This window comes from Myxococcota bacterium, from assembly GCA_039030075.1.
In the GTDB taxonomy this organism is placed as follows: domain Bacteria; phylum Myxococcota_A; class UBA9160; order UBA9160; family SMWR01; genus JAHEJV01.
Genome location: JBCCEW010000001.1, coordinates 233,749 through 258,942, shown reverse-complemented (window position 1 = coordinate 258,942; position 25,194 = coordinate 233,749). Strand labels below are relative to the sequence as shown.

Here is a 25,194-nt window from a genome sequence, read left to right as displayed (position 1 = left end):
GAGCCTCCAGAGGGCCGAGCCCGGGTGGAACCCACCCGGCGCGCCGGAAGGTGCGCTTATTGAAAATGAATGTCAACTTCAGAAAGTCCAGAGCCAGAGAGCGCGGGTCGATTCCGACCGCGCCCCAAGGCCGCTCACTCCACCCGCTAGCCTGCCCGCCGTGTCGTCCCTCCCTTCCTTCCTCTGCCGCGTCGCGACCCGCCCTGCCCTGGTGGCGACGGTGCTCTGTGCGGTCGTGTGCGGACTCGCCTGCGATTCCGACGAGCGGGAGCTCGACGCAGCGCGCGAGCAGGTTCCGCTTGCCATCGCGCGCGAGGACCGGCAAGCCGCCGTCGCGGCGCTGGCCGATCTGCGCGGCGTGGTTCCTGAAGAGCCTGCCGAGCTCGTCGAACTCGCCGAGCTGTTCTCTCGCGCAGGCGAAGCGCCCGACGCGCTCTGGCTCCTCGAGGTCGGTGCCGAGAAGTTCCCGAACGACCCGGACGTGCGACTCGCCCTGGCACGCACCGCGTTGCTGGTGCAGAACCCGGCTCTCGCGGTCGCCAGCGCGGGTCGCTGGGTGGACGACACCGTCCGCGGTCGGGACGCGCTGTTGCTGATGGCCGAGGCGCAGCTCGACCTCGGCGACCTCGACGCCGCGGTCGGTTCGCTCGATCGGGCCCGCGACCTCGACCCTTCTCACCCCGCGAGCCACCTCGCCCGGGTACAGCTCTACCTCGCCGAAGGGCGCACCGAAGAAGCGAGCGCGGCCGCGGACGCCGCCCTCGCCGCGCTGGGCGACGACCCCGAGTCACTCGCCACCTTCGAACGCGTCCGCGCCCAACTGCAGATCGCCCGCGGAGAACACGACGCTGCGCAGCGCTGGCTCACCGACCGACTCGACGCCGTTCCGTCGGACCTCGCCTCGTGGCAACTCTGGATCGCACTCGCCCAGACGACGGGGGATGCCGGACCGCTGCGCCAGGCGGTCGATACGGCCCTCGCCGCGGATCCGACCCAGGCCGAGCTCGAGATGATCCGCGCATCCGCCGCCGCGTTGGAGCGGAAGCCGGAGGAAGCCGACGCCGCCCTGCAACGCTACGCGGAAGGGAGCGCGTCGTCCCTCGCGGTCGTGCCCTGGGTCCAGCGCCTGATGGCGCGCGGAGATCTCGACGCTGCCGAAGCCGCGCTCGCTTCGTGGCAGGCCGAGCGCGCCCCCGTGGCCGCGGTGAAGCTCCTCTCGTGCGAGCTGAGCCTCGACCGGGGCGCGGTCGAGGCGGCGGACGACTGCATCGACGACTACGCGCGCCTCCCCGATGCCGTGGCCGTGCGCGCCGACTACCTACGCGGGCGCCTCGCTCTCTTCAGCGGCGATGCGCAAGGCGCCGCCGATGTGCTCTCCGAGGTGGTGTCCGAGCTCGACCTGGCACCGACACAGTACTGGTTCGGTCGAGCCCGGGAGGCCCAGGGGGATCTCGAGGGAGCGGCGCGGCGCTACGGGCTCGCAATGGTGCGCGACCAGGGCTGGGCCGAGCCCGTCGCCGCGCTCGCGCGCCTCTCGGCGCTCCGCGGTCAGTGGCAGGAAGCGGAAGCCACCTCGGCACGCTGGGCACGCATGGCGCCGGACTCGGAGGATGCCTGGGCGCTGCTCCTGCAGGCACGTCAACGGCGCAATGAACGAGCGCGCGCTTCGGGACCGGCCACCCGACTGCGGGACAGCGTCGAGATCGCGCGCGAGGCGCGCGAGCGCTTTCCGGAGTCGGCGCGCTTCGGCGTCTGGTACGCACAGTGGCTGCGACGCGCGGGACGGGACGGCGAGGCCCTGCCCGAGATCGAGCGATTGGCGCAGGCGCATGCGGACGACACCTGGGCCGTCGTCGAGATCGCGCGCTTCCACGCCCTGGGAGACGCGCATCGGGGCCTCCAGGAGGCGCGCGCTGCCGTCTCGCGCTTCCCGGAGCACGCCCCCGCCCAGGCGCTGCTCGCCGAGGTCGGCTTCGCCGCCGGAGCCATCGAAGAAGCCGATGCCGCGACCAGCCGCGCGTTGGAACTCGCGCCCGAAGACGCCACCCCACTCCGCGTTCGGTGTCGCTTCCGCACCGCCGCGGGGCGCTTTGCGGGCGCCGTCGAGGACTGCGAGCGCTACCTGGCCGCGGGCGCCGAGGATGCCGAAGCGCACTTCTGGCTCGGTGTCGCACGGGCGGGAAGCGGCCAGGGAGACACCGACGGAGCCATCGACGCCTATCGGCGCGCCATCGCGCTCGACTCGACCGACTTTCGTCCTCACAACAACCTGGCGGACCTCCTCGCCCAGCGTGGCGACACCGAGGCCGCGTTGACCGCGGCGCAAGAGGCCTATCGCCTCTCCGACGGCAATCCCTACGTGGCGGATACCGTCGGTGCGCTCTACCTCGAGCGGGGTCTGGCGACCCGCGCCGTCTCGCTTCTCGAGGAAGCCCACGCCGCTCTCCCCGAAGTCCCTGGCGTTCGTCTGAACCTGGCGCGCGCGTACATGGCGAGCGACCGGAGGACCGACGCCGAAGGCCTGCTCCAGCCCTGGCTCGATACCGAAGCCGGCCGTCCCCACGCATCGCTGGGCCGCGAGATCCTGCGTGGGCCGTAGCCTGCAGCGCCGGATTGGCGCGCTCGCGGTCTGCCTGCTCGCGTTCGTCGCTTGCGACGACGCGGCGCCGCGCGGGACGATCGCCGCACGCCTCGCCGAGATCCCGCATCCGGACCTCGTGCTGATCGTGGTCGACACCCTGCGCGCCGACCGAACGACGCCCTACGGAGAAGCGCGCCCCACGACGCCCGAACTCGAGGCGTGGGCCCAGCGCGGTGTGGTCTTCGAGAAGGTCCTGGCCCAGTCCTCCTGGACGAAGATCTCGATGGCGTCGCTCATGACCTCCCTCTGGCCGACCAGTCACGCCATCCAATTGCCCGACGATGGACTGAGTGAACGTGCGCTCACGCTGGCCGAGCAGCTCCAGGACTCGGGCTACGCGACCTACGGTGTTCAAACCAACGGGTGGCTGCACCAGAGTTTCGGGTTCCACCAGGGGTTCGACCGCTATCTGTTTCCGAAAGGGGCCGACGGCCAGCAACGGGCCGACCACTCGTCCCTCTGGCCACACGCGGATCGCGTCGTCACCGAGGCCGAGCGACTCCTCACGGAGCGCGATCCCGAGCGTCCGATCTTTCTCTACCTGCACTTCATGGACGTGCACGAGTACGCGGCCCCACCCGAGTTCAAGTCCTTCGGCACGGGTGCGGAAGCCGACTACGTCGCGTCGATTCGCTGGGTCGACGATGCGGTGCGTCGGGTTCGCGTCGCGGTCGAGCGCGGAGCGCGCGGCCAGGAGACGGTGATGGTGCTCGGGTCGGATCACGGCGAGACCTTCGGGGAGCACGGCGTGCACGGGCACGCCCGCAACGTGTTCTCGGCGGTCCTCGAAGTGCCCCTCGTGTGGCGCCTGCCCTTCGCCACCGAACCGGTGCGCGTGGCGACGCGGGTTCGCAACCTCGACGTGGCCCCGACCCTGCTGGAGATGGCCGGCGTCCCCGTGCCCGAGGCGTTCGCCGGCGAATCGCTGCTCCCCCTCATGACCGACGCGACGGACGAAGCCCGCCGGGATCGGCCGTCGGCCGCGGCGCTGGGATTTCCGCTCTTCCCCGACGCTGCGATCCAGGAATCGTTCCACCGCGGGGCATGGGTCTACGCGCGCAACGCTCCGGCCGTCCCGCCCGAGAGTCCAGACGCCTATCGAAACGAAGCGGACGCCCCCGGCGCCGAGTACCTGTTCGATCGTCGGGTCGACCCAGGCGAGAACCTGAACCTGGCGGAGCGGGAGCCCGAGCAGCGGGACGCGCTCCGGGCCGGATTCGCCGACCACCAACGCACCCACCAGGCCCAGGACGTGCGCGCGGAAGACGTTCGGATCGACCCGGCGATCGCCGAGCGGCTGCGGGCGATGGGCTACCTCCGCTAGTCCCAACCGTAGAGAAGAGCCCCCACAACTGGGCCATTTTCGGCACATTTTCGCCCAGTTTTTGAAAATGCAATCCATTTTCATCTGGAGGGGAAGACACCCGGGCGGTAGCATGCGCCCCACGTTCTTTGGGAAGGGGACATTTCATGCTGTTTTCTGTTCTGAATCGGATTCGGGCCGCTCGCTTCGCGGCCATCGCCGCCGCCTCTGCGGCCCTGTTGCTCATCGGCTCCTCCGCCTCCGCGGCGCCGGTGCAGGTGAGCTACGGGATCACGGGCGGCACCATCAACCTGGGTGGTCCCAACATCAACGTGACGGCGGGTACCTACAACGTGCTCTACGCCGGTGGCGCTCCGACGGTGGGCGGCACGCTCAGCAGCGGTGCGTTCTCGCTGACGGGCCTCGGCTTCCAGATCACCCAGCCGCTCAATGGCTCCACGGTGTTCGGGCTGCTCGCGCCGGTCACGGGGATCCTGTCGGCAGGACTCGTCGGCACGGGCGCGATCAACGCGCCGCTCCCGCCGTCGTTCCTGCTGTCCGGCAACCTGACGCTGGCCGCTTCGCCTCCGGGCGGAGGGCTGTCGGCTGCCGGCCTGGTCCTCGGAACCTTCAATGCGACCCTCATCGCGCCCTTCGCCTTCGCGGTGACGGGCATCGAGCTGAGCCGCACGGTGGTTCCCGAGCCCAGCACCGCCTGGCTGCTCGGCCTCGGCCTCGCGGGCCTCGCCGGCTTCACGCGCGCGCGAGCGCGTCGCTAGGCCAACGGCCCCAGACCGGAACGCACGGCCGCGGCGCACCGAGCGCCGCGGCCGTTTTCGTTTCCGCGCGCTCGACAGGCACGCGTCCCGCCTCAGGGCTCCGGAAGCGGCTCGAGGCGGTACGTCACCTTCCCGCCGAAGAAGAACCGCAGGCGGTCGGCCCACCAGTCGTCACGGCCGTATTTCTCGCGGAAGCGCTCGTGAATCCGATCGAGGTCCGCCGGTGCGTCGACCCGCACCGCCGCGAACGCGTAGGTCTGCTCGCCGGCGCGCAGTTCCACGTCGCCGGTGCGCGCGACGTTCTGCCCCCAGGTGGCGCGAGGCGTGGTGCGAATGAAGAGCGAGCCGTCGAGCTCGGCGAACCAGATCCGGCGCTCGCGGAGCGTGCCGTCGGCGTCGGTCGTGAGCGTCACGACCTCGCGATCGAGGTCGGAGATGCCCGCGCCCAGGGTGGCGGCGGCGATTGCCAGGAGCAGCGCGACTCGCTGCCAGGGTTCGGTCTTTCGCATGGGATCCTCTCGGGACGGGCGCGCCTGGAAGCGCGAATCGGGTTGGCTATTTCGAGTTGTACTCGATAATATTCGAGTGTGACACGAAATGCGAAGAAAGCCAGACCCGCGGAAGCCTCCCGCCAGAAGCAGCGCCACTCCCCTCGCAAGCGGCGCGCGAAGGCAGGACGCCCGCGCTCCGACGCCCCGCGCGCCGTGGCCCGAGAGCGCCTCGTCGCCGCTGCGACCGAGCTCTTCGCCACCTCCGGCTTCGGCGGCACCACCACCGCGACCATTGCAAGCGCCGCCGGCGTGTCCGAAGGCACCCTCTTCCACCACTTCCCGACCAAGCGCGCCCTCCTCGCCGAGGTCGGCGTGCGCGAAGGCGATCGTGTGCTGGGGGTTGCCTTCGCGGGCCTCGACCCCGCCGCGCCGCCGCCCGATCCCGAGACCCTGATTCGCGCCCTGTTCCACTACGCGCAGCAGGCCCCGGACGCCTACCGCGTGTTCGCGATGGACGGCGACCAGGAAGACCTGGAAGCCGGGTTCGCAGCGAAGCGGGAGCGGGTGACGCAGGGCCTCGCAGCCCTGCTTGCCGGTTGGAGCGCGCGCGGCCATCTGCGCCGAATGGATCCGGAGATCGTCGCGACTCTGATCTTCGCCATCGTCGACACGGCGGTGCGGCGTCTCGTACTCGAAGACCGCTGGGCGGAAGAAGACGCCTGGCTCCGGGAAGTGGTGGGCGCGGTCCGTGCGTTGCTCGGTGCCAGGCAAGCCGGAGCGGACGCGTGAGCGTGCCCTTCGCCGAGCGGGTGACCCGCCACCCGTCGATCTCGGCCGCCCGACGACTCGCCCTGGGCGGCTGGCGTCAGGCCGCCCGCACGCCGCACTGCCCCGACACGCCGCGGCTCGACGGCGCCCGCGCGCTCGTCACCGGGGGGAGCCGAGGGATCGGACTCGCCACCAGCCAGGGGCTCGCCGAACGCGGCGCCCAGGTCTGGATGGCCTCGCGCGACGCCCGTAGCGGGGCGTCGGTGGCGCGCGAACTCGCGCAGCGCTCCGCCGGCGACGCCCATTTCCTCGCCCTCGATCTCGCCGACCTCGATGCCATCGCCCACAGCCTCGACGCGCTCGCCGAGCAACTCGCTCCGGGGCGTCCCCTGGATCTGTTCGTTGCGAATGCGGGCCTCTGGCCCACGCGCTACGCGCGGTCGGCGCAGGGTCACGAGGTCGCGTTCGCCACGAACGTGCTCGGCCACCAGGCCCTGCTCCAAGGGGCGATCGCGCGGGGGCTCCTCGCGGACAACGCGCGGGTGATCTTCGTAACCGGCGACATCTACATCCTGGCTTCGGAATGCACCCCGGACTTCCGCTACCGCACGCCGCTCGGCGGCCAACTCGCGTACTGTCGCAGCAAGCTCGGCAACCTCTGGCAAGCACGAGAATGGGCGGAGCGGCGGCCCGACCTGCGCGTCCACGCGGTGCACCCCGGCGTGATCGCTTCGGAGCTGGGCGTGTCTGGAGCGGCAGGCCTCAAGCGCGCGATCATGCTGCCCCTCGCCGCCGGCGCTCAGACGACGCTCTTCTGCGCCACCCAGCCCGAGCTGACGAGCGGGAGCTACTACCACAACGTGCTCGGGCGGGTCGAACTCGACCCGCGCGACCCCGCGGCGAACGCCGCGGGCGCCAAGGCGCTCTGGGAATGCCTCGAAGACCTGCGCTGAGCGGCTAGCTCGCCGCGCTCGGCAGGAGCCCGAGCTGGGTGAGCAGCCCGAGCGTGTCCGAGTAGCGCCAAGCGCGGCGCACCTGTCCGTCCACGACCTCGAGGAGCGTGCAGTTCTCGACGTGGAAGTGCTTTCCGGTCGCTGGCTGCCCGTAGAACGGGCCGTCGTTCGTGCCGGTGAGCGTGTAGCGAAGCGTCACGACGCCCCGCTCCTCCCAGACCTCGAGCTTCTCGAGATGGACGTCCGACGCCGCGCGCCACCATTCGGCGAGCGAGGCGGCTTCGGTATCCGGATCGGTCGACGTGGGCTGGCCGTGCACGAACGCCTGGTAGTCGTCGTGGAGCAGCGCTCGGTAGCCGGCCTGGTCCCGGCCGTTGTCGCATTCGATGACCCGGTCGACGCACGCGAGCGGGCTCAGGGGTGCACCGCTCACGCGTCGTCTCCGTAGCCCGGGGGCGGCTGGAAGCCACCGAACTCGTCGGCCAGGAGCCGGGCGAACTCGATGCAGGTGCGATCGCTGAACTCGGCGCCCGCCGCCTGCAGACCGATGGGCAATCCGTCGTCCGCCAGCCCGGTCGGGAACACGGTGCTGGGGAGATAGGCCGCCGTGATCAGGCCGGCCCAGAACACCTGCTTGCCGTACGGCTGGCAGCGTTCGTCGACATCGAGGGTGCGCGCGATGAAGGGCGTGTGATCGTGCGGGAAGGCCGTCGTCGGCATCTGGGGACAGAGCAGGATGTCCCAGTCTTCGAAGAAGGCGTTCCAACTCTGGCGCAGCGCGCCGCGCGCGTGGGTGGCCCGCACCCAATCGCGGTGCGACTGGGTCATGGTGCGCAGACCCACTGCCTCCGGGCTCTCGTCGTCGTCGGCCAGCTGGCCCGCCGCCGCTTCGAGGTTCGCGTACACCTCGTTCGGGAAACCCGCCGACAGCTGGCCGTTCAAGACGGTCTGGTACACCCGATAGATCGCGGCACTGTCGAAACCGGCGGGACGCGCCCGATCATCGACCTTCGCCCCCAGAGCGGCGAGACGATCGGCCACCTGCTGGACGCGATCGCCGACGGCCGCGCTGACCGGACACTCGGGATCGTCGGCCCAGACCGCGACGCGGAACTCGGAGAGGGTCTTCCGCGCGGGCTCGGGCAAGGCCAGGCGCCACCCGCGCTCGTGGAAGCGGTCGGCGCCGGACACGACCTCCAACGCAGTCGCGAGATCCTCGGCGCTGCGCGCCATCGGCCCGACCACGGCGATGTCCGGCGAAGCGACGGCGCCGGGCAACGCGTGCCCCTGATCCGGCACGATGCCGTAGGTGGGCTTGTGGCCGTAGACGCCGCAGAAGTGGGCCGGGTTGCGGATCGAGCCGCCGATGTCCGAGCCGCTCTCGAGCGCGCAGAAGCCCGCCGCCAGGGCGGCGGAAGAGCCGCCGGACGATCCGCCCGGCGTACGCTCGAGATTCCAGGGGTTGTTCGTGGTGCCATAGATGTCGTTGTAACTCTGGAAGTCGCTGAGCTGGAGCGGGACGTTCGTCTTCCCCAGGAAGTGGCCGCCCGCTTCGCGCAGGAATGCCACGGTCGCCGCGTCCTGCTTCGCCACGTTGTCCCGGAACGCGGGCGTCCCCCAGGTCGTGGGAAGCCCGACGACGTCGTAGGCCTCCTTGATCGTCATCGGAACGCCGTGGAACGGCCCGCGCGGCGTGCCGGCCGCCAGCTCGGCATCGGCTCGCTCGGCCGCCGTCAGCGCCGCCTCGAAATCCCGGACGACCACGGCGTTGACCACGTCGTCGTAGCGCTCGATCCGGCGGATGTAGAGTTCGGTCAATTCGCGAGAGCTGATCTCTTTGGCGCGAATGCGCGCAGCGAGGCGCGTCGCCGAATCGAAGGCGATCGACATGGGAAGCTCCTTGGGTCCGGGCCTCGCCGCTCGCGGCGCTCGGGTCCGCGGCGCGCGGGGGGCAAGGGCCGGCAGTCTATCAGGACGGGCTCTGGGCCGGGTTCGCCGTGTCCGTGTCGAGGCCGAACGCCTCGTGGTAGCGGACGAAGCGCGCGGCGAGGCGATCGGGCGCGATCCCGACGAGATCGCGGTCGTAGCGGTGGGCCCCGGCGTGGTCATCGGTCTTGGTCTCGACGACGGCGCGCATGGCCGCCTCGACATCGGCCGGCAGCGAGATCTCGAACTGGCCGTAGAGCTCCCGCGCTACGGCGATCGGGTCGTCGATGAACGCCCGGTGGTGGCTGTGATGGATCTGCCCCTCCGGCAGCGCGCCCGCCTCGGTCGCGTCCACGAGCCGCTCGAAGGTGGCCGCGTAGCGATCGACGTGGTGGGTGCCGATTGCCGCCACGTCGACGGAGTCGCTGTGGGCGTAGCGGAGCGTGGCGATCAGACTCGTGAGCGAGGCGAGGAGCGTCGGGACGTTCCGGTGGGTGATGGCGACCTTGGCGTCCGGGTACGCGCCGAAGAGCACGGGAAGCGCGTGCAGGTGGACCGGCGACTTCAGGACCCAGCGTACCCGGTCCTGCCGACGCTGGAGCACCTGGAGCACCAGGCGGTGCATCCGATAGGCGGGCGCCATGTCGGAGGCCTCGAGCCACGCCTCGTAGCTCGGGATCGCATAGCGCGCGGTGAACTCCTCCGACTGGAACGCGAACGACATCGCCGACAGACACTCTTTGGGACGGCTTGCCGCGTAGGTGTGGATCGAGCGGAGGTCCTGCACGACGCTCTGCGGTCCGGAGAGCTCGACTTCGGCCAGACCGATCCGCGCGTCTTCCGTCGCCTCTTCCGTCGAGACCAGGGCGCTGCGCGGCGTCGGCAGCGGGCGCAGCAGCTCCCAACCGAGCGGCACGCGGTGCCGCGCGTCCGCCGCCAGCAGCCGGTGCAGGATCGTCGTCCCCGTGCGCGGGGCCCCCGCCACGAAGACCGGTGCGCGCACCTCTTCATCGGCGATGCCTGGATCCTGGGCCAGCGCGGCCATCAACTGGAAGCGCACTTCGATGAGACGGAGCAGGAACCGACGCGTGAGCCAGCGCCCCACGCGGTGGAGCCGCGCTTCGTGCTCGAGCGCCTCGCCCAGCCGCCGGAGCTGGGCCAGCGCGAACTCGGCCTCGAACCCCGGCGCACCGAAGGCCGCGTCCAGCCGACGCGCCGTTCCGATGTCGACGCCCCGCTGGGCCGCGGCCGTACGAAGCCACTCGTCCGCGGACAGCGGCAGATCGGCGGCATCCCAGGCCGGCCCTCCCCCGCCGCGGTTCACCCCCTCCACCCAGTCCGGACGCGCCGGCGCCTTCCAGGACACGGGCGCCTGCTAGGTCCGGAAGCGCCAGGCGAGGTGAGCCTGGCGGTCGCGGAGAGTGGTTCGGCGCTCTTCGGGGCTGACGCGCGCGGCGTCGTCGGGAAGCAACGCTGCGAGCGCATCGAAGGCAACCACCCGCACCTGGGGCGCCGGATCCGAACGGGGCCAGAACCAGCGATACGTCAGCAGCCCGTCGCGATGCGCGCCGGTGTCGAGCCAGTTCGCGACGCCCGGGTCCCGGTGGGCCAGCACGATGCGCGCCCGGCCATCCGGGTCGACCGCGATCTGCTGGTGATTGAGCGAGGTGATGCGATGCACCGGGTCGATGGGCTCGTACCACCCGAGGCTCGCGAGCTGCAGGCCCCAGTACGGCGCGTCGGGAACGTCCGTGTCGATCACGAGCGCCTCGTCGGGAGCCAGATCCCAGAACAGGAAGGCGTAGCGCGCGGCGGCGAGGCCCTTCGCCACCGCCCCGTGCATCGTGAAGGTGTTGTCCGTCGCGGCAGCGCGATGTTCGCGCAGGTAGTCGTTCCAGCCGCGCATCGAGTGCTCGACCTGTGCCCAGGCGTGCTCGAGCTGCTCGGCCAGGAGCGCGTCGTCGCGGGTCGGCGGTGACTCCGGGGGGTCGAGACATTCGATCGTGAACACCGCCGGCTCCTCGGGCTGCCAGTCGACGTAGAACTCGCGCAGTGAGAGCGTCGTGACGTCCTCGGGGATCTCGACCCAGCCGGGTTCGCTGCCGTCGCCGCCGAAGCAGATCTCGAACGGATCGCCGGGACCGATCCCCAGGTCCGGCGACGACAGCGCCTTGCGCGTTCCCCACTCGGGCATGTGCATGAACCCGACGCGCAGGGTCAGCGCGAAGCGTTCGCAGCTGCGCATCTGGCCGCGAATCCGATAGCGACGCCTCGGGTCGATGCGCGCATGGTGATAGACGTTGTCCTGGTTCGGACCGCCCCATTGGGTGAACAGGTCGTTCGAGCGGTGAAAGAACGGCGCCGTGGTATCCGCGTGCGCGAGGGCCCAGCCGAGCCAACACGACACCTGATCCGCCAGGTGGGCGACGCCTTCGGTCAGATCGCCCGCGTGTCCCGGGAAGGGGTCCGAGGCCAGCTCCTCTCCGAGCGCCTCGAGGCGACGACAGAAACGGCGCCATGCGGCGACGGCGGGAGCCTCGGAAGCGCCCCCGCTGGGTGCGTCTCCGCCCGCGCTCACGCGCGCATCACCCCGCCACCGTCCACCATCAGGGTCTGGCCGGTGACGTATTGGCTCGCATCGCTCAGCAGGAACGCCACGGTCGGCGCGATGTCGAGCTCGGGATCCCCGTCGCGCCGGAGCGGGTGCTCCGCGTACATCGTCGCGAAGGCGGCCGCGCGATCGCCGCCGTCGTCGCTGACCGGCATCCGATGGGCCACGGAGGCGGGACACACACAGTTCACCGTGATCCCGAACTCGCCCCACTCCCGCGCAGCCGTCCGTGTGAGCGAACGCACCGCCTCCTTCGCGGCCGAGTAGGGCCCGTAACCCGGCGCTCCCGTCAGGCCCATCGCGGACCCGAAAGTGACGATGCGGCCGCGGCCACGCTCGCGCATCGCAGGGAGGACTGCCTGCATCAGCCACAGGGTGCCGCGCGGACCCGTGTCGACCACGCGATCGAAGTCCTTGGGTTGGACGTCGGCGAGCTTCGTCACAGGACGCAAGGACTGGGCGTTCGCGACCAGCCCGTCGATCTGACCGAACGCCTCGAGAGTCGCCGCGGCCAACGCCAGATTCGCTTCCCGATCTGCGACGTCCGACACCCGGGTTCGATGCTCGACACCGAGACCGTCCAGTTCGCTCGACACGGCATCAAGTCGCTCGGCCTTGCGCCCGGTGATCATCAGCCGAACGCCGGCGCGTCCCAGCACGAGCGCCAGACCGCGACCGATGCCGCGCGACCCGCCGGTGAGAATGACGCTCTTGCCGGCAAGATCCGACGGCAGCGGGGGTGTGTTCATGCCGTCACGGTACCGCGCCCAGGCGCACGGGCGAGCCGCGCGAACGCCGTCGCGACGCGACGATCCCGGCCCTCGTCGCGCAACGTAAGCGCCAACGCGCCTTGGTCAGGCTCGCCGATCCAATCGGCGGTGGCCGTTACGGGACCCAGCGAGGCGGCCGCCAGATAGCGAAGGTCGAGCTCCGTCACGACCCGATGCGCGAGACCCGACGCCTGCGCCCGCGCCAACGCCGCCGACTCGCAGAGCAGGGCCACGAGTGCGCCTTGTAGGACGCCTTCCGGGTTCAGCAGGCGCGGCGCGAGTGGCAGGCGAACGGTGCCGGGCGTGCCCGACACCGGTTCGATCCCGACCTCGGCGTCGAGCGGGCGAGCGAGCGGGTGGAACGGAATCTCGGCCGGCGTCGCGAGGTCGGTGGGGGCGGCCGTGCCCGGGTCCCGCGGAACCCGCATGAAGGTCACCACGCCCTGTGCGAAGTCGACCGCTCCGGTTGCGAGCCGAACCGCGGTGGTGACGAGACGACGCCCCGGGCGCAAGACTTCCGCGTGGGCCACGAGCCGGTCCGGCGCCGACGGAGCGGGAATTCGCAACGACAGGTCGGTGGTGAACGTCGCTTCCGAACCCGCCAATGCGCGGGTCACGAAGCCACCGACGAGATCGATCGCCGAGGCCACGACGGTGGCGCGGAGTGCACCATGGACGCACACCGCGTCGTACGGTTCGACGACGAGGGGCGCTGCGGAGTCGGCAGTCCGCGTGAACCCGTAGCGTGCAAAGAGCGGAACGTGGTCTTCGGACCCCAAAACGACCTCTCCTCCGGTCCTTCGGCGCGACGTCTCGGAGCCGGTGAAACGTACCGCGAAACTCCCCTGCGAAGGACCATCCCGCCTAGACTGGGCGCGCCCTGCCATGGAAGGAACTTCCCATGATCGCACCTTGCACCCGTTGGCTCGCTTTCCTCGCCCTCGTCGTCTTCTTGACACCGGCCGCATTCGCCGAAGAGGACTGGTACCCGTCGAAGTACGGGGCGGAAGACACGCTCGGCGCCGTCAACGTCCTGAAGCCGGCGCACGTCATCGCGGCGATGAAGCTCGTCAAGGAAGGAAAGACCTACGCGCTCGGCGTTCCCACCGGTCCGCGCACACCTGCCTACGGCACGCGGAAGTATCAGATCATGACCACCGGAGGGGATCCCTCGGGCGGGACCCTCGGCGAGAACCAGGCCACCTTCAACGACGACCTGCTGATGACCTGGGTCGGCATCGGCTCTCAACTCGATGGGCTGGGCCACCTCGGGATCAACCACCGCTACTACAACGGCGTGCACGCCTCCGAGTTCGTCCGGCTCGATGGGCTCACGCGGTTCAGCACCCACGAGGTCCCGCCGATCGTCACGCGCGGGATTCTCGTCGACCTCGCGGGGTGGAAGGACGTCCCCTATCTGCCCGCCGGCACGGCCATCAACGAAGCCGAGATCGTCGCGGCCCTGGCGGCTCAGGGAGACACGAAGATCTCCGAGGGCGATGTGGTGTTGCTCCATACGGGTTGGCAGGCGCTCGCCGAGAGCGATCCCGACACCTTCCTGCAGGGCGAGCCCGGGCTCGGCGTCGGGGGAGCCGAGTACCTGGCGAAGCTCGGCGTGGTGGCCGTGGGCGCCGATACCTGGGGCGTCGAAGTCGTCCCCGGCGAGAGCGACACCATCATCTTTCCCGTGCACCAGGACCTACTCGCGAAGCATGGGGTGTACCTGCTCGAGAACATGAACACCGCTGAGCTCGCGAAGGATCAGGCCACCGAGTTCCTCTTCGTACTCGGGCAGCCTCGCTTCGTCGGCTCGGTCCAGGCGGTGATCAACCCGGTGGCGATCCGCTGACGTCTGGGACGGCTAGCGCCGGCCCTTCTTCTTGGCGCCACGGGCCGCGCGCTTCGATTCCTTCGCGCGGCGCAGCACCTCGTCCGCATTCAGGTGGTCCTCACCCGAACGCGCCAGGTACTCGTCGTAGGTGCCGGGAAAGTCCTGCATGCCGTCGGGCGACAGCTCGATGATGCGCGTGGCCAACTCGTTGACGAACCAGCGATCGTGGGAGACGAAGATCAGCGTGCCCTCGTAGGCGCGGAGCGCGTCGACCAACGCCTCGATCGCCTCGAGGTCGAGGTGGTTGGTGGGCTCGTCGAGCACCAGCACATTCGGCTTCTCGATCGACTGGCGCGCGAAGATCAGCCGCGCCGCCTCGCCTCCGGACAGCGCTTCGAGGCGCTTGTCGGTCTCGTCCCCGGTGAAGAGGACAGCCGCGAGGTTTCCCTTCACGAAGCCGACGCTCTCGCCGCGGCTGTAGCCGGTCAGCCACTCTTCGATGGTCTGGCGGCCGGCGCCGATCTGGGCCTTGTGGTCCTGGGCGACGTAGCCCGGGTAGGTCTCGTAGCCCCACTCGACCTCGCCCGCATCGGCGGGGGTCTCGCCCATGATCACCTGCAGGAGCGTCGACTTGCCGATGCCGTTGGGACCGATGATCGCGACCCGCTCGCCGCGCTGGATGGTGAGGTCGACGCCCAGGAGCACCTGGTTGTCCCCGTAGGCCTTCGCGATTCCCTCCACGGCGAGCGCCTGTCGGCCGCTCGGCCGCTGGGGCTCGAAGCGGAAGCGCGGATAGCGCCGCGAGCTCTCGGGCAGGCGCTCGATGTCGATGCGCTCGATCGTCTTCAGCTTGCTCTGGGCCTGGCGAGCCTTCGTGGCCTTCGCCCGGAAGCGCTCGACGAACGCCCTGTGCTCGGCGATCTCGGCTTCCCGCTTGGCGATCTCCTTCTCGCGGCGCTCGCGCTCCTCGCGCTTCGCCACGACGAAGCGCGCGTAGTTCCCCGGATACGCCTTGATGGTGTCGTAGTCGACATCGACGATGTGGGTAGCCACCGTGTCGAGGAAGCGGTGGTCGTGCGAGATCAGGAGGGCCGCGCCCTTGTAGTCCTGCAGGAACTCTTCGAGCCAGCGAATCGAGAGGATGTCCAGGTGGTTCGTCGGCTCGTCGAGCAGCAGCGCGTCGGGCTGGGCTGCCAGCACCTGGGCCAGCAGGACGCGCAACTTGAAGCCACCCGAGAGGGAAGACAGAGGCTGATCATGGACGGCCTGGGCGATCCCGAGCCCCTCCAGGATCTCCGCCGAGCGCGCCTCGAGGCTGTAGCCGTCGGCCTGGACGATGCGCTCCTCGAGTTCGGCGTAGCGGTCGCCGTCGAAGTGGGTCTCGGCGTTGGCGAGGATCTGCTCCTTCTCGGCCATCGCGTCCCAGAGCGCCCGGTCGCCCATCATCACGACGTCGAGAATGCGCTCCTGCTCGTACTGGAAATGGTCCTGCCCGAGCACGCCCAACACGGCCCGCTTCGGCACGGAGAGCTCGCCGTCGCTGGCGCTCTCTTCGCCGGTCAGGATCTTCAGCAGCGTCGACTTCCCACAGCCGTTCGCGCCCACGATCCCGTAGCGCGCGCCGCGCTGGAACTGGAGCGTCACGCCTTCGAAGAGCGTGCGATCGCCGTAGCTCTTCGCGAGGTTCGATACCGAAATCATGGCCAGGGCGGCTCCGCGAGGGGAGCCGACACTCGGCTCACCGGGAATGGGCGGACGCTTGGGTCCGCGGCGGCCGGACGGTAGCGACCCGCGCAGCCGAGCGCGACGCAGGGCGGCCCGGCTAGCCGCTCACGCGGCGCGCGCCCTCCCAGTACTTCTCGCGCAGCTTGAACTTCTGGAGCTTCCCCGTGGCCGTGCGAGGCAGCTCGGGCACGAACTCGATCGAGGTCGGGCACTTGAAGTGGGCGAGATGCTCGCGACAGAAGGCGATCAGCCCGGCTTCGTCCAGGGCCTCGCCCTCGCGGAGGACCACCAGGGCCTTCGGCGTCTCGCCCCACTTCTCGTGGGGCACGCCGATGACGGCGCACTCGAGGACCGCGGGGTGCTGGTAGAGCGCATCCTCGATCTCGGGCGAGCTGATGTTCTCGCCACCCGAGATGATGACGTCCTTCTTGCGGTCGACGATGTGGACGCTCGCCGTGGCGTCCCAGACGCCGAGGTCACCGGTGTGGAAGAAGCCGTCGTAGAGGCACGCGTCGGTCTGGTCCGGCTGCTCCCAGTAGCCCTTGAAGACGACGTTCGAACGGGCGCAGACCTCCCCGACGGTCTCGCCGTCCTTCGGGACGGGCTTCCCATCGTCGTCCAGTACCTGGAGTTCGACGCCGATCCCCGCGACGCCCGCGCGGGCGCGGCGCGCGTAGTCGCCCTCTTCCCACTGGGCGTCGGGCTGGGAAACGGTCAGGAGAGGAGCCGTCTCCGTGAGGCCATAGATCTGGATGAAGTCCCAGCCCAGCTCGCGCTCCAGCCGCTCGATGAACGCGGCGGGCGGCGGAGCTCCGGCCACGACGAAACGCGGCTTCGTCGCGATCGTGTGCTTCGCCTTGTCCGGGTAGTCGAGGATGGTGCGCAGTACGGCCGGGGCCATGCAGGCGAAGGTCACGCCCTCGTCCTCGATCAAGCGATAGATGGCCTCGCCCTCGACGGCGCGCAACACCACGTGAGTGCCTGCCATTCCCGTCAAGGCGTAGACGCCGCCCCAACCATTGCAGTGGAACATCGGCAGGGTCCACAGCTCGACGTCGCCGTGGTGGATGCCGAGGTGCGCGATCATGTTGTAGGCGTTCAGGTAGCAGTTGCGATGCGTGAGCATCACGCCCTTCGGCCGCGCGGTGGTCCCCGAGGTGTAGTTGATCGAGACGACGTCGTTCTCAGCGAGCGGCGTCGGCGGGGCGGGCGGCGGCGCATCCGACATGGGCGCGATCCCGGCCTCCCAGTCGATCCAGCCGTCGGGCGTCGCTCCTCCGTGCTGGGCGACGATCCAGTGTTCGACCTTCGGCAGTGCGCCACGAATCTCGTCGACGATGCCCGTGTACTCCCCGTCGACGAGGATCGCCTTCACGCCCGCGTGGTCGATGATGTACTGGTGATCGGCGGCCACCAGGCGGTAGTTCAAGGGAACCAGGATCGCGCCGATCTGGCTGGTCCCGTAGAAGCTCTCGAGAAAGAAGTGGGAGTTCGGGCTCAGGATGCAGACGCGATCGCCCTGCCCGACGCCGAGGGAGAGCAACCAGTTCGACAGACGGTTCGCACGTGCCTGGAGCTCGGCGTAGGTGAAGCGGTGGGCGCCGTCGACGACGGCGAGCTTCTCGCCGTAGAGCCGGGCGGCGCGGTGCAGGAAATCGTTGACGAGGAGGGGCACTTCCATGGTGCCCACAGAGTACACAGGGCGAGCGCGCGCCGGGAACTCGCGCGCAGCCGGGGTTGGGTCTAGGCTTCCCGTTCTTCACACGCGGAGGACCCCATGACCGATATGCGACAGGTGCCCTGGATCGCCGAGCACATCCAGCTCTACCAGACCGACCCCGAGAAGGCCCACATGTGGGACTCGACGCACCTCGGCGGGCCCGGTCTGTTGCCGACGCTGCTGCTCACGACGATCGGTCGGAAGTCCGGTGAGCCCCGCCCCCTCCCGCTCATCTACGGGGAGGCCGATGGCAGCTACGTGATCATCGCGTCGAAGGGCGGCATGCCGAACCACCCGGTGTGGTTCCTGAACCTCGAAGCCCAGCCCGACTGTGAGCTGATGGTCGGCCCGAAGGCCGTGTCGGCACGGGCCCGGGTCGCAGAGGGCGACGAGCGCTCCCGACTCTGGAAACAGATGGTCGAGATCTATCCGCCCTACACCGACTACGAAAAGAACGCGGCCCCGCGCGTGATCCCCGTGGTGGTACTCGATCCGCGCTGAGGGTCAGGTAGGCCGCGCTTCCCAGGCGGCGGCGACATCCGGCAGCACGGCGTAGGCCGACAAGAACTCGGACGGCATCCGGCGCGGCTTCCCGCTGCTGATCTCGATGCACACGTAGTCGATCTCGCCTTGGAGCAGCTGACGCCCGTCACTCGTGCGCTGGATCTGGAAGCGACGCGTCGCGCGCAGACGTCCGTCGTTCCGCACGATCCAGTTGGCGGCGCGCACCTCGTCAGCCGCAAACGCAGGCGCGAGGTACTGGAGCCGGACTGCGTGCACCGCCATCGCGCGATCGAGGCGTTGCCACGCGTCCCAACCCGTGCCGACGTGATCGGCGTGCTCCCAGGCGACGGACTCGCACCAGGCGAGGTAGACCGCGTTGTTCACGTGGCCGAGCCGATCCACCTCGGCGGCCTCGACGATGCGGGAGATCGCGAAGGGCGACGGCAGCTCCCAGACGAGCCCTCCCGACGGAGGCCCAGCCGAGCCTTCAGGCATCGAGCGGCTCGTCCCAGTGACCGTCGCCGTAGGGGGCGTTCCAGCACTCGGCGAGCCGGCCGTCGGCGACGCGAAACACCTCGATCCCGCTGAGGCGCTTGTCGCCCGCCTTCGTCATCACGAGATTCCAGACCGACGTGGCCAAGGTGTCGTCGGCATGCACCAGCACCCGGTCGATCACGACGCCCATCTGCTCCACGCCGAAGCGGAGCCGTTCGATCTGCTCGTCATGGCTGAGGCGGGTGGGTGCCTTGCCGGGGTCGTGGCGCACGATCGGATCGGCGCAGAGCTCTCGGACCAGCTCGTACTGCGCCTGGTTGCTCGCTTCATCCCAGTAGCGTTCGAGCAACACCTGGGCCAAGGGCTTCGACATCAGGGACCTCCGTGGGGCGGGCAACGACCGCCTGCGATCGGCGCCCGGCGTGACAGGGAAACTGCGATACTGGGCGAATCGCGCGGGGATGCCACCCTCGCCACCAGAATCCGAGGAGCCTCATCCATGGCGGCGGAAGACCTCACCCTCTTCGAACGGCTGCGGATCCAGATGGAGGCCCTCGTACCCGTGATCCGCGCGTTCGAGGCCGAGTTCGGCGGAGACGCCGTCAAGGCGGTCCTCGAAGCGCGCCTGCAGAACGACCTCGACGAGGCAACCGCGACGACACCGCCACAGGCCGATCTCCGTGTGATGACCGCCGGGACCGAGGCCTACGCGGCCGGCGACGTCCTCGACTACGAGGTGCTCACCGTCAGCGAGGATCGCTTCGAGATGAACGTCACGCGCTGCGGATACGCGGCGCTGATGGAAGAGCTCGACGCACGTGATCTCGGGCCGCTTCTCATCTGCAACCACGACTTCCCGATGGCGCTGCGCATGGGCGCCGAGCTGGAGCGCACCCAGACCTGCATGCGGGGCGCGTCGCACTGCGACTTCCGCTACCGCCGCCGCAGCGGCTGAGCCCAGGCGCCCGCGCGGAGCGGCTCACGCCCCGAGCGCGCACCCCTCGATGGTGATCCGGTGCATCACCCGACGGTGTCCGTGGTAGTCATTCTGGGCCCAGTGCCAGGTCGCCCGGTTGTCCCAGAAGGCCACCGACCCGGGCTCCCACCGGAAGCGGGTGACATGGCGCGCGTCGGTGGCGACCCGGTAGAGCTTGCCGAGCAGCTCTTTGGCGGGCTCGGGCTCCCAGCCTGCGATTCCGATCGTGAAGCCCGGGTTCACGTAGAGCGCCCGTCGGCCCGATAGCGGATGACGGATCACCACGGGATGGGTGACGTCGTGCAGATCGTCGGCGGCCGACGCGTTGCCGATCCGATCGCGGGCGTCGCCTCGGTAGACGTCGGCCCGTGTCCCGAAGATGTGATGTGCCGAGTGGACGGCGCGCAGCCCTTCGACGGTTTCCTTCAGCTCGTCGGAGAGCGCGTCGTAGGCGGCGTACATCCCGGCGAACCAGGTATCGCCACCCTCGGGCGGCAGTTCACGCGCCACCAGCATCGAGCCCAGCGCCGGCTCCTCGTCGTAGGAATGGTCCGTGTGCCAACCGCCACCGATGTTCTGCTTCTGCTCGGGTTCCTTGGCGACGAGCGCGATCTGGGGGTGGTCGGGATGGGCGGCGAAGAAGCGATTGACGTTGATCTTGCCGAAGCGCTCGGCGAACGCGATGTGATCCGTCTCCGCCAGCGTCTGGTCGCGGAAGAAGAGCAGCCCGTGCTCGGCGAAGGCGTCGCGCACTCGGCCGAAAGCCGCTTCGTCGAGGCCCTGCGCCAACTGAGCGCCACGCACCTCGGCACCGACCGCGGGAAGCGGCTGAATGGACAGGGCCGTCATCGGGAGCCTCCTCGTGCCAGGGACGGTCCTCTAGCATGAACTGCCGACGGCGAGGACGCCAGCCTGGGCAGAAGCGACTGGGCTAGCGTCTCCTCTGCGTCTCGAAGGGAGGATCCATGGAATCGCCCGTCCCCACCGGCCTCCAGCTCTCGGTTCTCGACAAGCAGTTCCGCGAGGACCCCTACCCCGTCCTCGCCGAGCTCCGGCGCCGAGAGCCGATCCACTTCGACACGCAGCTGCAGCGCTATGTCTTCACGCGTCACGACGACGTCGCCGCGATCCTCCGCAACCCCCACTATTGGAGCGATCCCCGCAAAGGGCGGCCCGGCAGCTTCACCCGCGAGTTCCTCGGACAGGGCGACGAGGAACCCTCGATGCTCTTGATGGACGAACCCGGGCACCGACGGCTCCGAGAGCTCGTGCGACATCCGTTCACACCGCGCGCGGTGGAGCGCTGGCGCGACCGGGCACGGGAGGTGGCCGAGCGTACGATCGCCGCGCTCCCCGCCGAGGGCGAATTCGAGCTGGTCTCGTCGGTGTCGGGTCCGATCCCGACGATCGTCATCGCCGAGTTGCTCGGGGTCGATCCGGATCGCCACGCAGATTTCAAGTCGTGGGGCGACGCCATGATCGCCGTGTCCTTCAACCCGGCCGCGGAACCGGGAGACGTCGCGATCGCAGAACGTGCCCGCGAGGCCCTGGGCGCCTTCTTCCTCGAGGAGATCGAGTCTCGCCGACGAACGCCCGGCGACGACCTGGTGACCGCGTTGGTCGAGGCCGAGGTCGACGGCGACCGACTCACCGATCACGAGATCGTGCTGCAGTGCAATCTGCTGCTCCTCGCCGGCAACCTCACCACGACCGACCTGATCGGCAACGCGGTGATGGCCCTGCTGCGCCACCCGGACCAGCTCGAGAAGCTCCGGGCGCGCCCCGACCTGATGAAGAACGCCGTCGAGGAGGTGCTCCGCTACGACACGCCGGTCACCAACTCGGGCCGCATCGCCCACGAAGATCTGGTCATCGACGGGGTCGAGATCGGCCAGGGCGAGTCGCTCTCGGTGTCGCTCGCGGCCGCCAACCGCGACCCCGCCGTGTACCCGGACCCGGATCGCTTCGACATCGAACGCGAGGACGTCCATCACCACGCGTTCGGGGGCGGTCGCCACTTCTGTCTGGGCGCCCATCTGGCCCGACTGGAAGCGGCCGAGGCCCTGGCCGCGCTCCTCGATCGCTACCCGCACCTCGAGCCGGGGGATCGCGGCCAAAGCTACGCCGTGAACCCGAGCTTCCGCGGCTTCTCCGAGTGTTGGGTGCGGGGCGCTGCCACATCGCGATGAGCGACGGCGCGTCGGCCCCGGATCCGCGCGCGCTCGCGGCGCTGCGCGAAGACGGCTACTGCGTCCTGCCCGACCTGCTCGCACCCGAGCGGGTGGCGTCGTTTCGCGCGGTCCTCGCGCCGCTTCTCGACGTGCATCCGACCGGGCGGCGTCCCTTCGAAGGCCTGCGCACCCAGCGCGTCTACGCGTTGCTCACGAAATGCCCCGAGATGGCTGCGCTCGTCGAACACCCGGCGCTGCTCGGCTTCGCGGAAGCGACCCTGACGCCCGGGTTCCTGCTATCGAGCCTGCAGGCGGTCCACATCCAGTCGGGCGAAGCCGCCCAGGACCTCCACTGCGACGACGACGCCGGCGCACCGCCCCGCCCGCGAGCCCCCCAAGGCATCAGCGGCATGTGGGCACTCGAGGACTTCACCTCCCAGAACGGCGGGACCCGCCTCGTCCCCGGAAGTCACCGCTGGGGCCCCGATCGCCAGCCCGAATCCGAGGACATCGTCTCGGTCGAGATGCCCGCCGGCTCGCTTCTGGTCTACCTCGGCGGCGTGCTCCACGGCGGCGGCGCCCACCGCGAAGGACCGCCGCGCCTGGGTGTCTCGGTGATCTACACCCAGCCCTGGCTGCGGCAGTTCGAGAACCTCACCGTCGCCACGCCTCCGGCGGTCGCCGCCCAGTTCTCCGAGCGTATCCAGCGCATGCTCGGGTACAGCCTGCTCTTCGCCCTCGGCAACGTGGACGGACGCGACCCGATTCACCTCGTCCGGGACGCGGCGTCCGAGCGAAGCCGGTAGGCGACCCGACACGGACGATCGGCGCGCGCGACCCCGCCGAGCTGGCGCCGCAGGGGCTTCGGCTCGCTGAAGCGCGGCTCCAGCTCGAATCGCCGCAGCAGTTCGCCCACCGCGTGGCGGATCGCGAGGATCGCAAAGCCCTGGGCCGGGCAGCTGTGTGCGCCGAAGCCGAAGGTGGTGACGCTCTCTGTCGCCTCGAGTTCGTCGGCCCGGGTGAAGCGCCGACCTGCGTAGTGGTCGGGGTCGAAGTGCTCCAGGCCAGACAACACGCTGTCGTTGGTCACCGACAGCACCGTGGCCACGAACGCGCCGAGCTTCAGCTGATAGGTGTGTCGACCGTCGAAGAGCTCGGCCGGTCGCAGGACCTGACGCAGGATCATCGATCGCTGTCGTAGCCGGATCGACTCGTGGGCGCAGCGCTCGAGGAGGGCGTCGTCCCCCTCGCGCACCCGTTCGAGCAGGGCCGGACGCTCGAGCAGGTGGACCAGCGTCCAGGCGAGCGCTGCAAACAGGTTCGACTGGGAGCCCATGTGCACCAGCACCACGTCACGCGCGATGCCCTGGAGGCGCTCGGGGCCCTCGACGTCCGACCAGGCCGCACGGATGCGCGCGAAGAGATCGTCGGGTCCGTCGGGATTCGCATCGGCGCGCGCGGCGAGTTCTCCCAGGATCGCGTCGAGCTCACCGAGGGCGCGTCGCTCGGCGCGCTTCCCGGTCGCGATCGTCCAGAAGGCCCGCTCGGGGTGCACGAAGGATTCCGAGCTGTCGAGGCGGTCCAGCAGGGGCACGAGTCGGTCGAGATAGCGGGGAGAGGCCGCCTCCGCGCCTGCCCAGGACGCCAGCCCGACGCGGTGCCCCAAGCGACGTGCCCACGCGAACGCCTCGAAGTCCCCTCCCCCGCGCAGCTCCTCGAGCTGCAAGCCGACCGCCCCTTCGAGGTTGCGCCGATAGGCATCCACGTCGTCGCGCGCGAACAGGCCGTGGGGGAAGGTGCGGCGCCCGGCGAAGAGCTCGTCGGGCACCTTGTGCCGCAAGAGAGCGAAGTCGGCCGCGCCTTTGCTCGCCACCTTCTCGGGGAGCGCCCACAGGCCCCGGATGCCTTCGGGCGAGAACACACACAGGAGCGGGTAGCCGAAGGGCTCCAGTGCAAAGGTGTCCCCGAGACGCGCGCGGCTCCGACGGAAGAACGCGGCAGGGTCACGCAGCAGCGCAGGCCCGCAGCCCCAGCGCGGAACCCAGGAGTCTACGCACGGAGGTGTCGGTTCGACCCAGGTGAAGGACGACATCCGCGCGCCTCCTCGCTACGGCGTCGTGACCCGCTCGAAGCGTTCGGTGCGGCCGAGGAGTGAGATCCCGATGTACCCGCGCGCCCACAGCACACTGGTGTCACCGTCCTCGAACCAGAGGTAGCACGCGTAGGTGCTGCCGCTGTTGCCGTCGTAGATCCGCCCGTCGACCCATTGGCCCTCGCCCGGATCGAAGCGGAAGTCCCAGAACATATCGATCCCGACGAAGCGACGGCCCTGGAGCGCTGGGTCCGGGTTGTTCTCGTCGAGCTGTTCGGGCTCGTCGTAGGCGACCACGCGCCCGACGTAGCGATCCCCCTCGCGGAGCAGCTCCACCTGACCCGTCTTGTCGGGGAACCAGTAGCGGCCCAGCAGGTCGTCGCCTTGGGTTTCGGCCGACGCCGTGAGGCTGCTGGCCAGGAAGATCAGGACGCCCACGACGAGGAGAGAGACACGCGGTTGCATGGCCCAGGCATAGCGCTTCTCCCAGGCGGCGTCGGCGCCCTGCTTCGGGGCTGGGGAAAACCCAACGATCTCGCGGACGTCCCGGCACGCCTGCGGGTTTGTGGATCAAGCCGCTACGCGGAAATACCGATGGACCGGACCATGCGGATCCAACGCCTGGGACCCCTCGTCGCAACCGCGATCGTGCTGAGCAGCCCCGCGAGCGCAGCCCCGGAGGCCATGCTCGCGGTGCGCCCGGTGTTGCCCGGAGACATCGCGACGCGCGTGCGTCAGGACGTTCCCGAACCGAGCTCGGCCCTGCTGATCGCCGGCGGGATGCTCGGTCTCGGCTTGTGGCGCAGGCGTCGCAAGCAACAGCCGTCGCTGCGTGCGCGAAGCGCGCAACCCGGCTGGCAGCGCCGTGTGCTGGGCGACCTAGAAGACGCTCCGGCCCGAGACGTTGTCGCAGGGCTCGACCGAGTCGACGGACCCCGCCGTTCCCGCACAGGTCGTCGGCCCCTGCCCTAGGTGGGTCTTCGAGTCGATGTTCCCGGTGCGGTAGTGCCACATCTGGGCCGTGGCGTCGGCGTCGAGATTGCCGTGGGCCGTCGCGTGGAAGATCGTCCCCGCGGCATCGGTGTTGACGCCGTAGGTGAAGAACACGTTGCCCTCGGGCGCCCACCCCATCGCCGCGTAGCCGGCGTTGGGCGTGAAGGAGTTCGTGCTGTTTCCGGCGGCGACGACAGGCGCGACGTCCGCCGAGACGAAGCGGTTGTACTCGGCGAGATAGGCGATCTCGGCGGCGCGGATCGCGGCGAGATTCGCCTTCGCCTCGCTCGTCTTCGTCTTCATCTGGTGGCGCAGGAAGTTCGGGATGGCGATCGCGGCGAGAACCCCGATGATCGCGACCACGATCATGAGTTCGACGAGCGTGAAACCACGCCGGCCGCGGTTGCTTCGGGGGAGGGCTCGGTGGAGTGCATTCATGGGCAAG

The 25,194-nt window shown here is 69.8% G+C and carries 24 protein-coding genes and 1 pseudogene; 10 read left to right on the top strand and 15 right to left on the bottom strand.

Annotated features, from left to right (window positions below):
* Window positions 1-160 precede the first annotated feature (160 nt).
* The 3 genes from AAF430_01075 (at window position 161) to AAF430_01065 (ending at window position 4,723) form a co-directional block, all read left to right on the top strand.
* On the top strand, window positions 161-2,599 hold the full coding sequence (locus AAF430_01075; protein MEM7408810.1) for a tetratricopeptide repeat protein: 2,439 nt from the start codon (window positions 161-163) through the stop codon (window positions 2,597-2,599).
* The gene (locus AAF430_01070; GenBank protein MEM7408809.1) at window positions 2,589-3,965 is read left to right on the top strand and encodes a sulfatase-like hydrolase/transferase; all 1,377 of its coding nucleotides are present in this window, start codon (window positions 2,589-2,591) and stop codon (window positions 3,963-3,965) included. The genes AAF430_01075 and AAF430_01070 overlap by 11 nt, the downstream gene beginning before the upstream one ends.
* Window positions 3,966-4,111: 146 nt before the next feature.
* Window positions 4,112-4,723, top strand: coding sequence for a PEP-CTERM sorting domain-containing protein (locus AAF430_01065; protein ID MEM7408808.1), 612 nt, complete (start codon window positions 4,112-4,114; stop codon window positions 4,721-4,723).
* Window positions 4,724-4,815: 92 nt separating this feature from the next.
* On the opposite strand, the gene AAF430_01060 is transcribed toward AAF430_01065, so the two are convergent.
* Window positions 4,816-5,232: a hypothetical protein gene (locus AAF430_01060; GenBank protein MEM7408807.1), complete on the bottom strand. Its 417-nt coding sequence runs from the start codon at window positions 5,230-5,232 to the stop codon at window positions 4,816-4,818.
* A 195-nt stretch (window positions 5,233-5,427) separates the two neighbouring features.
* Here AAF430_01060 and AAF430_01055 point away from each other — a divergent pair, with 195 nt between their 5' ends.
* Together AAF430_01055 and AAF430_01050 are read left to right on the top strand one after the other, a co-directional pair.
* Window positions 5,428-6,003, top strand: a complete 576-nt coding sequence (locus tag AAF430_01055) for a TetR/AcrR family transcriptional regulator (GenBank protein ID MEM7408806.1) — start codon at window positions 5,428-5,430, stop codon at window positions 6,001-6,003.
* Complete coding sequence (locus AAF430_01050; GenBank protein ID MEM7408805.1) at window positions 6,000-6,935, top strand: SDR family NAD(P)-dependent oxidoreductase; 936 nt, start codon at window positions 6,000-6,002, stop codon at window positions 6,933-6,935. The genes AAF430_01055 and AAF430_01050 overlap by 4 nt, the downstream gene beginning before the upstream one ends.
* 4 nt (window positions 6,936-6,939) lie before the next feature.
* Here AAF430_01050 and AAF430_01045 read toward each other — a convergent pair whose 3' ends face one another.
* From AAF430_01045 to AAF430_01020, 6 genes are all read right to left on the bottom strand, one after another.
* A complete protein-coding gene (locus AAF430_01045) occupies window positions 6,940-7,368 on the bottom strand; it encodes an ester cyclase (protein ID MEM7408804.1) in 429 nt (142 codons plus the stop codon).
* Window positions 7,365-8,825: an amidase gene (locus tag AAF430_01040; GenBank protein ID MEM7408803.1), complete on the bottom strand. Its 1,461-nt coding sequence runs from the start codon at window positions 8,823-8,825 to the stop codon at window positions 7,365-7,367. The genes AAF430_01045 and AAF430_01040 overlap by 4 nt, the downstream gene beginning before the upstream one ends.
* Before the next feature lie 79 nt (window positions 8,826-8,904).
* The gene (locus AAF430_01035; protein ID MEM7408802.1) at window positions 8,905-10,227 is read right to left on the bottom strand and encodes a sulfotransferase; all 1,323 of its coding nucleotides are present in this window, start codon (window positions 10,225-10,227) and stop codon (window positions 8,905-8,907) included.
* A gap of 9 nt (window positions 10,228-10,236) precedes the next feature.
* Entirely contained in the window at window positions 10,237-11,439 is a 1,203-nt protein-coding gene (locus AAF430_01030; protein MEM7408801.1) for a hypothetical protein, read from the bottom strand.
* The gene (locus AAF430_01025) at window positions 11,436-12,221 is read right to left on the bottom strand and encodes an SDR family NAD(P)-dependent oxidoreductase (GenBank protein ID MEM7408800.1); all 786 of its coding nucleotides are present in this window, start codon (window positions 12,219-12,221) and stop codon (window positions 11,436-11,438) included. Before AAF430_01025 ends, AAF430_01030 begins: the two co-directional genes overlap by 4 nt.
* Window positions 12,218-13,021 carry a hypothetical protein gene (locus AAF430_01020; protein MEM7408799.1) on the bottom strand — a complete coding sequence of 268 codons (804 nt, stop codon included), beginning with the start codon at window positions 13,019-13,021 and terminating at the stop codon, window positions 12,218-12,220. Before AAF430_01020 ends, AAF430_01025 begins: the two co-directional genes overlap by 4 nt.
* Before the next feature lie 122 nt (window positions 13,022-13,143).
* Between AAF430_01020 and AAF430_01015 the strand changes: the two genes are divergently transcribed.
* Window positions 13,144-14,091: a cyclase family protein gene (locus tag AAF430_01015; GenBank protein MEM7408798.1), complete on the top strand. Its 948-nt coding sequence runs from the start codon at window positions 13,144-13,146 to the stop codon at window positions 14,089-14,091.
* Between the two features lie 12 nt (window positions 14,092-14,103).
* On the opposite strand, the gene AAF430_01010 is transcribed toward AAF430_01015, so the two are convergent.
* Together AAF430_01010 and AAF430_01005 are read right to left on the bottom strand one after the other, a co-directional pair.
* On the bottom strand, window positions 14,104-15,774 hold the full coding sequence (locus tag AAF430_01010; GenBank protein ID MEM7408797.1) for an ATP-binding cassette domain-containing protein: 1,671 nt from the start codon (window positions 15,772-15,774) through the stop codon (window positions 14,104-14,106).
* Window positions 15,775-15,895: 121 nt separating this feature from the next.
* Window positions 15,896-17,479, bottom strand: coding sequence for a long-chain-fatty-acid--CoA ligase (locus AAF430_01005; GenBank protein ID MEM7408796.1), 1,584 nt, complete (start codon window positions 17,477-17,479; stop codon window positions 15,896-15,898).
* A 96-nt stretch (window positions 17,480-17,575) separates the two neighbouring features.
* Between AAF430_01005 and AAF430_01000 the strand changes: the two genes are divergently transcribed.
* Entirely contained in the window at window positions 17,576-18,019 is a 444-nt protein-coding gene (locus tag AAF430_01000) for a nitroreductase/quinone reductase family protein (protein ID MEM7408795.1), read from the top strand.
* Window positions 18,020-18,022: 3 nt separating this feature from the next.
* Here the strand turns inward: AAF430_01000 and AAF430_00995 are convergent, their stop codons facing one another.
* A complete protein-coding gene (locus tag AAF430_00995; protein MEM7408794.1) occupies window positions 18,023-18,517 on the bottom strand; it encodes a thioesterase family protein in 495 nt (164 codons plus the stop codon).
* Window positions 18,510-18,890: a nuclear transport factor 2 family protein gene (locus tag AAF430_00990; GenBank protein ID MEM7408793.1), complete on the bottom strand. Its 381-nt coding sequence runs from the start codon at window positions 18,888-18,890 to the stop codon at window positions 18,510-18,512. The genes AAF430_00995 and AAF430_00990 overlap by 8 nt, the downstream gene beginning before the upstream one ends.
* A gap of 126 nt (window positions 18,891-19,016) precedes the next feature.
* Here AAF430_00990 and AAF430_00985 point away from each other — a divergent pair, with 126 nt between their 5' ends.
* Window positions 19,017-19,472 (top strand): L-2-amino-thiazoline-4-carboxylic acid hydrolase, encoded by a 456-nt coding sequence (locus AAF430_00985; GenBank protein MEM7408792.1) that lies wholly within the window; start codon window positions 19,017-19,019, stop codon window positions 19,470-19,472.
* 24 nt (window positions 19,473-19,496) lie between these two features.
* On the opposite strand, the gene AAF430_00980 is transcribed toward AAF430_00985, so the two are convergent.
* The gene (locus AAF430_00980; protein MEM7408791.1) at window positions 19,497-20,342 is read right to left on the bottom strand and encodes a TauD/TfdA family dioxygenase; all 846 of its coding nucleotides are present in this window, start codon (window positions 20,340-20,342) and stop codon (window positions 19,497-19,499) included.
* A gap of 116 nt (window positions 20,343-20,458) precedes the next feature.
* Between AAF430_00980 and AAF430_00975 the strand changes: the two genes are divergently transcribed.
* Window positions 20,459-21,682, top strand: a complete 1,224-nt coding sequence (locus tag AAF430_00975; protein MEM7408790.1) for a cytochrome P450 — start codon at window positions 20,459-20,461, stop codon at window positions 21,680-21,682.
* A complete protein-coding gene (locus AAF430_00970) occupies window positions 21,679-22,470 on the top strand; it encodes a phytanoyl-CoA dioxygenase family protein (protein MEM7408789.1) in 792 nt (263 codons plus the stop codon). Before AAF430_00975 ends, AAF430_00970 begins: the two co-directional genes overlap by 4 nt.
* On the opposite strand, the gene AAF430_00965 is transcribed toward AAF430_00970, so the two are convergent.
* The 3 genes and pseudogenes from AAF430_00965 to AAF430_00955 all read right to left on the bottom strand — a co-directional run bounded on the left by AAF430_00965 (window position 22,431) and on the right by AAF430_00955 (window position 25,187).
* On the bottom strand, window positions 22,431-23,756 hold the full coding sequence (locus AAF430_00965; protein MEM7408788.1) for a cytochrome P450: 1,326 nt from the start codon (window positions 23,754-23,756) through the stop codon (window positions 22,431-22,433). The two genes, AAF430_00970 and AAF430_00965, sit on opposite strands and share 40 nt — an antisense overlap.
* A 15-nt stretch (window positions 23,757-23,771) precedes the next feature.
* The gene (locus AAF430_00960) at window positions 23,772-24,221 is read right to left on the bottom strand and encodes a DUF2147 domain-containing protein (GenBank protein MEM7408787.1); all 450 of its coding nucleotides are present in this window, start codon (window positions 24,219-24,221) and stop codon (window positions 23,772-23,774) included.
* 744 nt (window positions 24,222-24,965) lie between these two features.
* Window positions 24,966-25,187: pseudogene (locus AAF430_00955) on the bottom strand (prepilin-type N-terminal cleavage/methylation domain-containing protein).
* Window positions 25,188-25,194 lie beyond the last annotated feature (7 nt).

What these genes read in the sequence shown, in the direction of transcription:
- AAF430_00980 (MEM7408791.1), bottom strand. Translation starts at nt 20,342, where the DNA reads ATGACGGCCCTGTCCATTCAGCCGCTTCCCGCGGTCGGTGCCGAGGTG.
- AAF430_01000 (MEM7408795.1), top strand. Translation starts at nt 17,576, where the DNA reads ATGACCGATATGCGACAGGTGCCCTGGATCGCCGAGCACATCCAGCTC.
- AAF430_01010 (MEM7408797.1), bottom strand. Translation starts at nt 15,774, where the DNA reads ATGATTTCGGTATCGAACCTCGCGAAGAGCTACGGCGATCGCACGCTC.
- AAF430_01060 (MEM7408807.1), bottom strand. Translation starts at nt 5,232, where the DNA reads ATGCGAAAGACCGAACCCTGGCAGCGAGTCGCGCTGCTCCTGGCAATC.
- AAF430_00970 (MEM7408789.1), top strand. Translation starts at nt 21,679, where the DNA reads ATGAGCGACGGCGCGTCGGCCCCGGATCCGCGCGCGCTCGCGGCGCTG.
- AAF430_01040 (MEM7408803.1), bottom strand. Translation starts at nt 8,825, where the DNA reads ATGTCGATCGCCTTCGATTCGGCGACGCGCCTCGCTGCGCGCATTCGC.
- AAF430_01005 (MEM7408796.1), bottom strand. Translation starts at nt 17,479, where the DNA reads ATGGAAGTGCCCCTCCTCGTCAACGATTTCCTGCACCGCGCCGCCCGG.
- AAF430_00990 (MEM7408793.1), bottom strand. Translation starts at nt 18,890, where the DNA reads ATGTCGAAGCCCTTGGCCCAGGTGTTGCTCGAACGCTACTGGGATGAA.
- AAF430_01015 (MEM7408798.1), top strand. Translation starts at nt 13,144, where the DNA reads ATGATCGCACCTTGCACCCGTTGGCTCGCTTTCCTCGCCCTCGTCGTC.
- AAF430_00995 (MEM7408794.1), bottom strand. Translation starts at nt 18,517, where the DNA reads ATGCCTGAAGGCTCGGCTGGGCCTCCGTCGGGAGGGCTCGTCTGGGAG.
- AAF430_01065 (MEM7408808.1), top strand. Translation starts at nt 4,112, where the DNA reads ATGCTGTTTTCTGTTCTGAATCGGATTCGGGCCGCTCGCTTCGCGGCC.
- AAF430_00975 (MEM7408790.1), top strand. Translation starts at nt 20,459, where the DNA reads ATGGAATCGCCCGTCCCCACCGGCCTCCAGCTCTCGGTTCTCGACAAG.
- AAF430_00985 (MEM7408792.1), top strand. Translation starts at nt 19,017, where the DNA reads ATGGCGGCGGAAGACCTCACCCTCTTCGAACGGCTGCGGATCCAGATG.
- AAF430_00960 (MEM7408787.1), bottom strand. Translation starts at nt 24,221, where the DNA reads ATGCAACCGCGTGTCTCTCTCCTCGTCGTGGGCGTCCTGATCTTCCTG.
- AAF430_01025 (MEM7408800.1), bottom strand. Translation starts at nt 12,221, where the DNA reads ATGAACACACCCCCGCTGCCGTCGGATCTTGCCGGCAAGAGCGTCATT.
- AAF430_00965 (MEM7408788.1), bottom strand. Translation starts at nt 23,756, where the DNA reads ATGTCGTCCTTCACCTGGGTCGAACCGACACCTCCGTGCGTAGACTCC.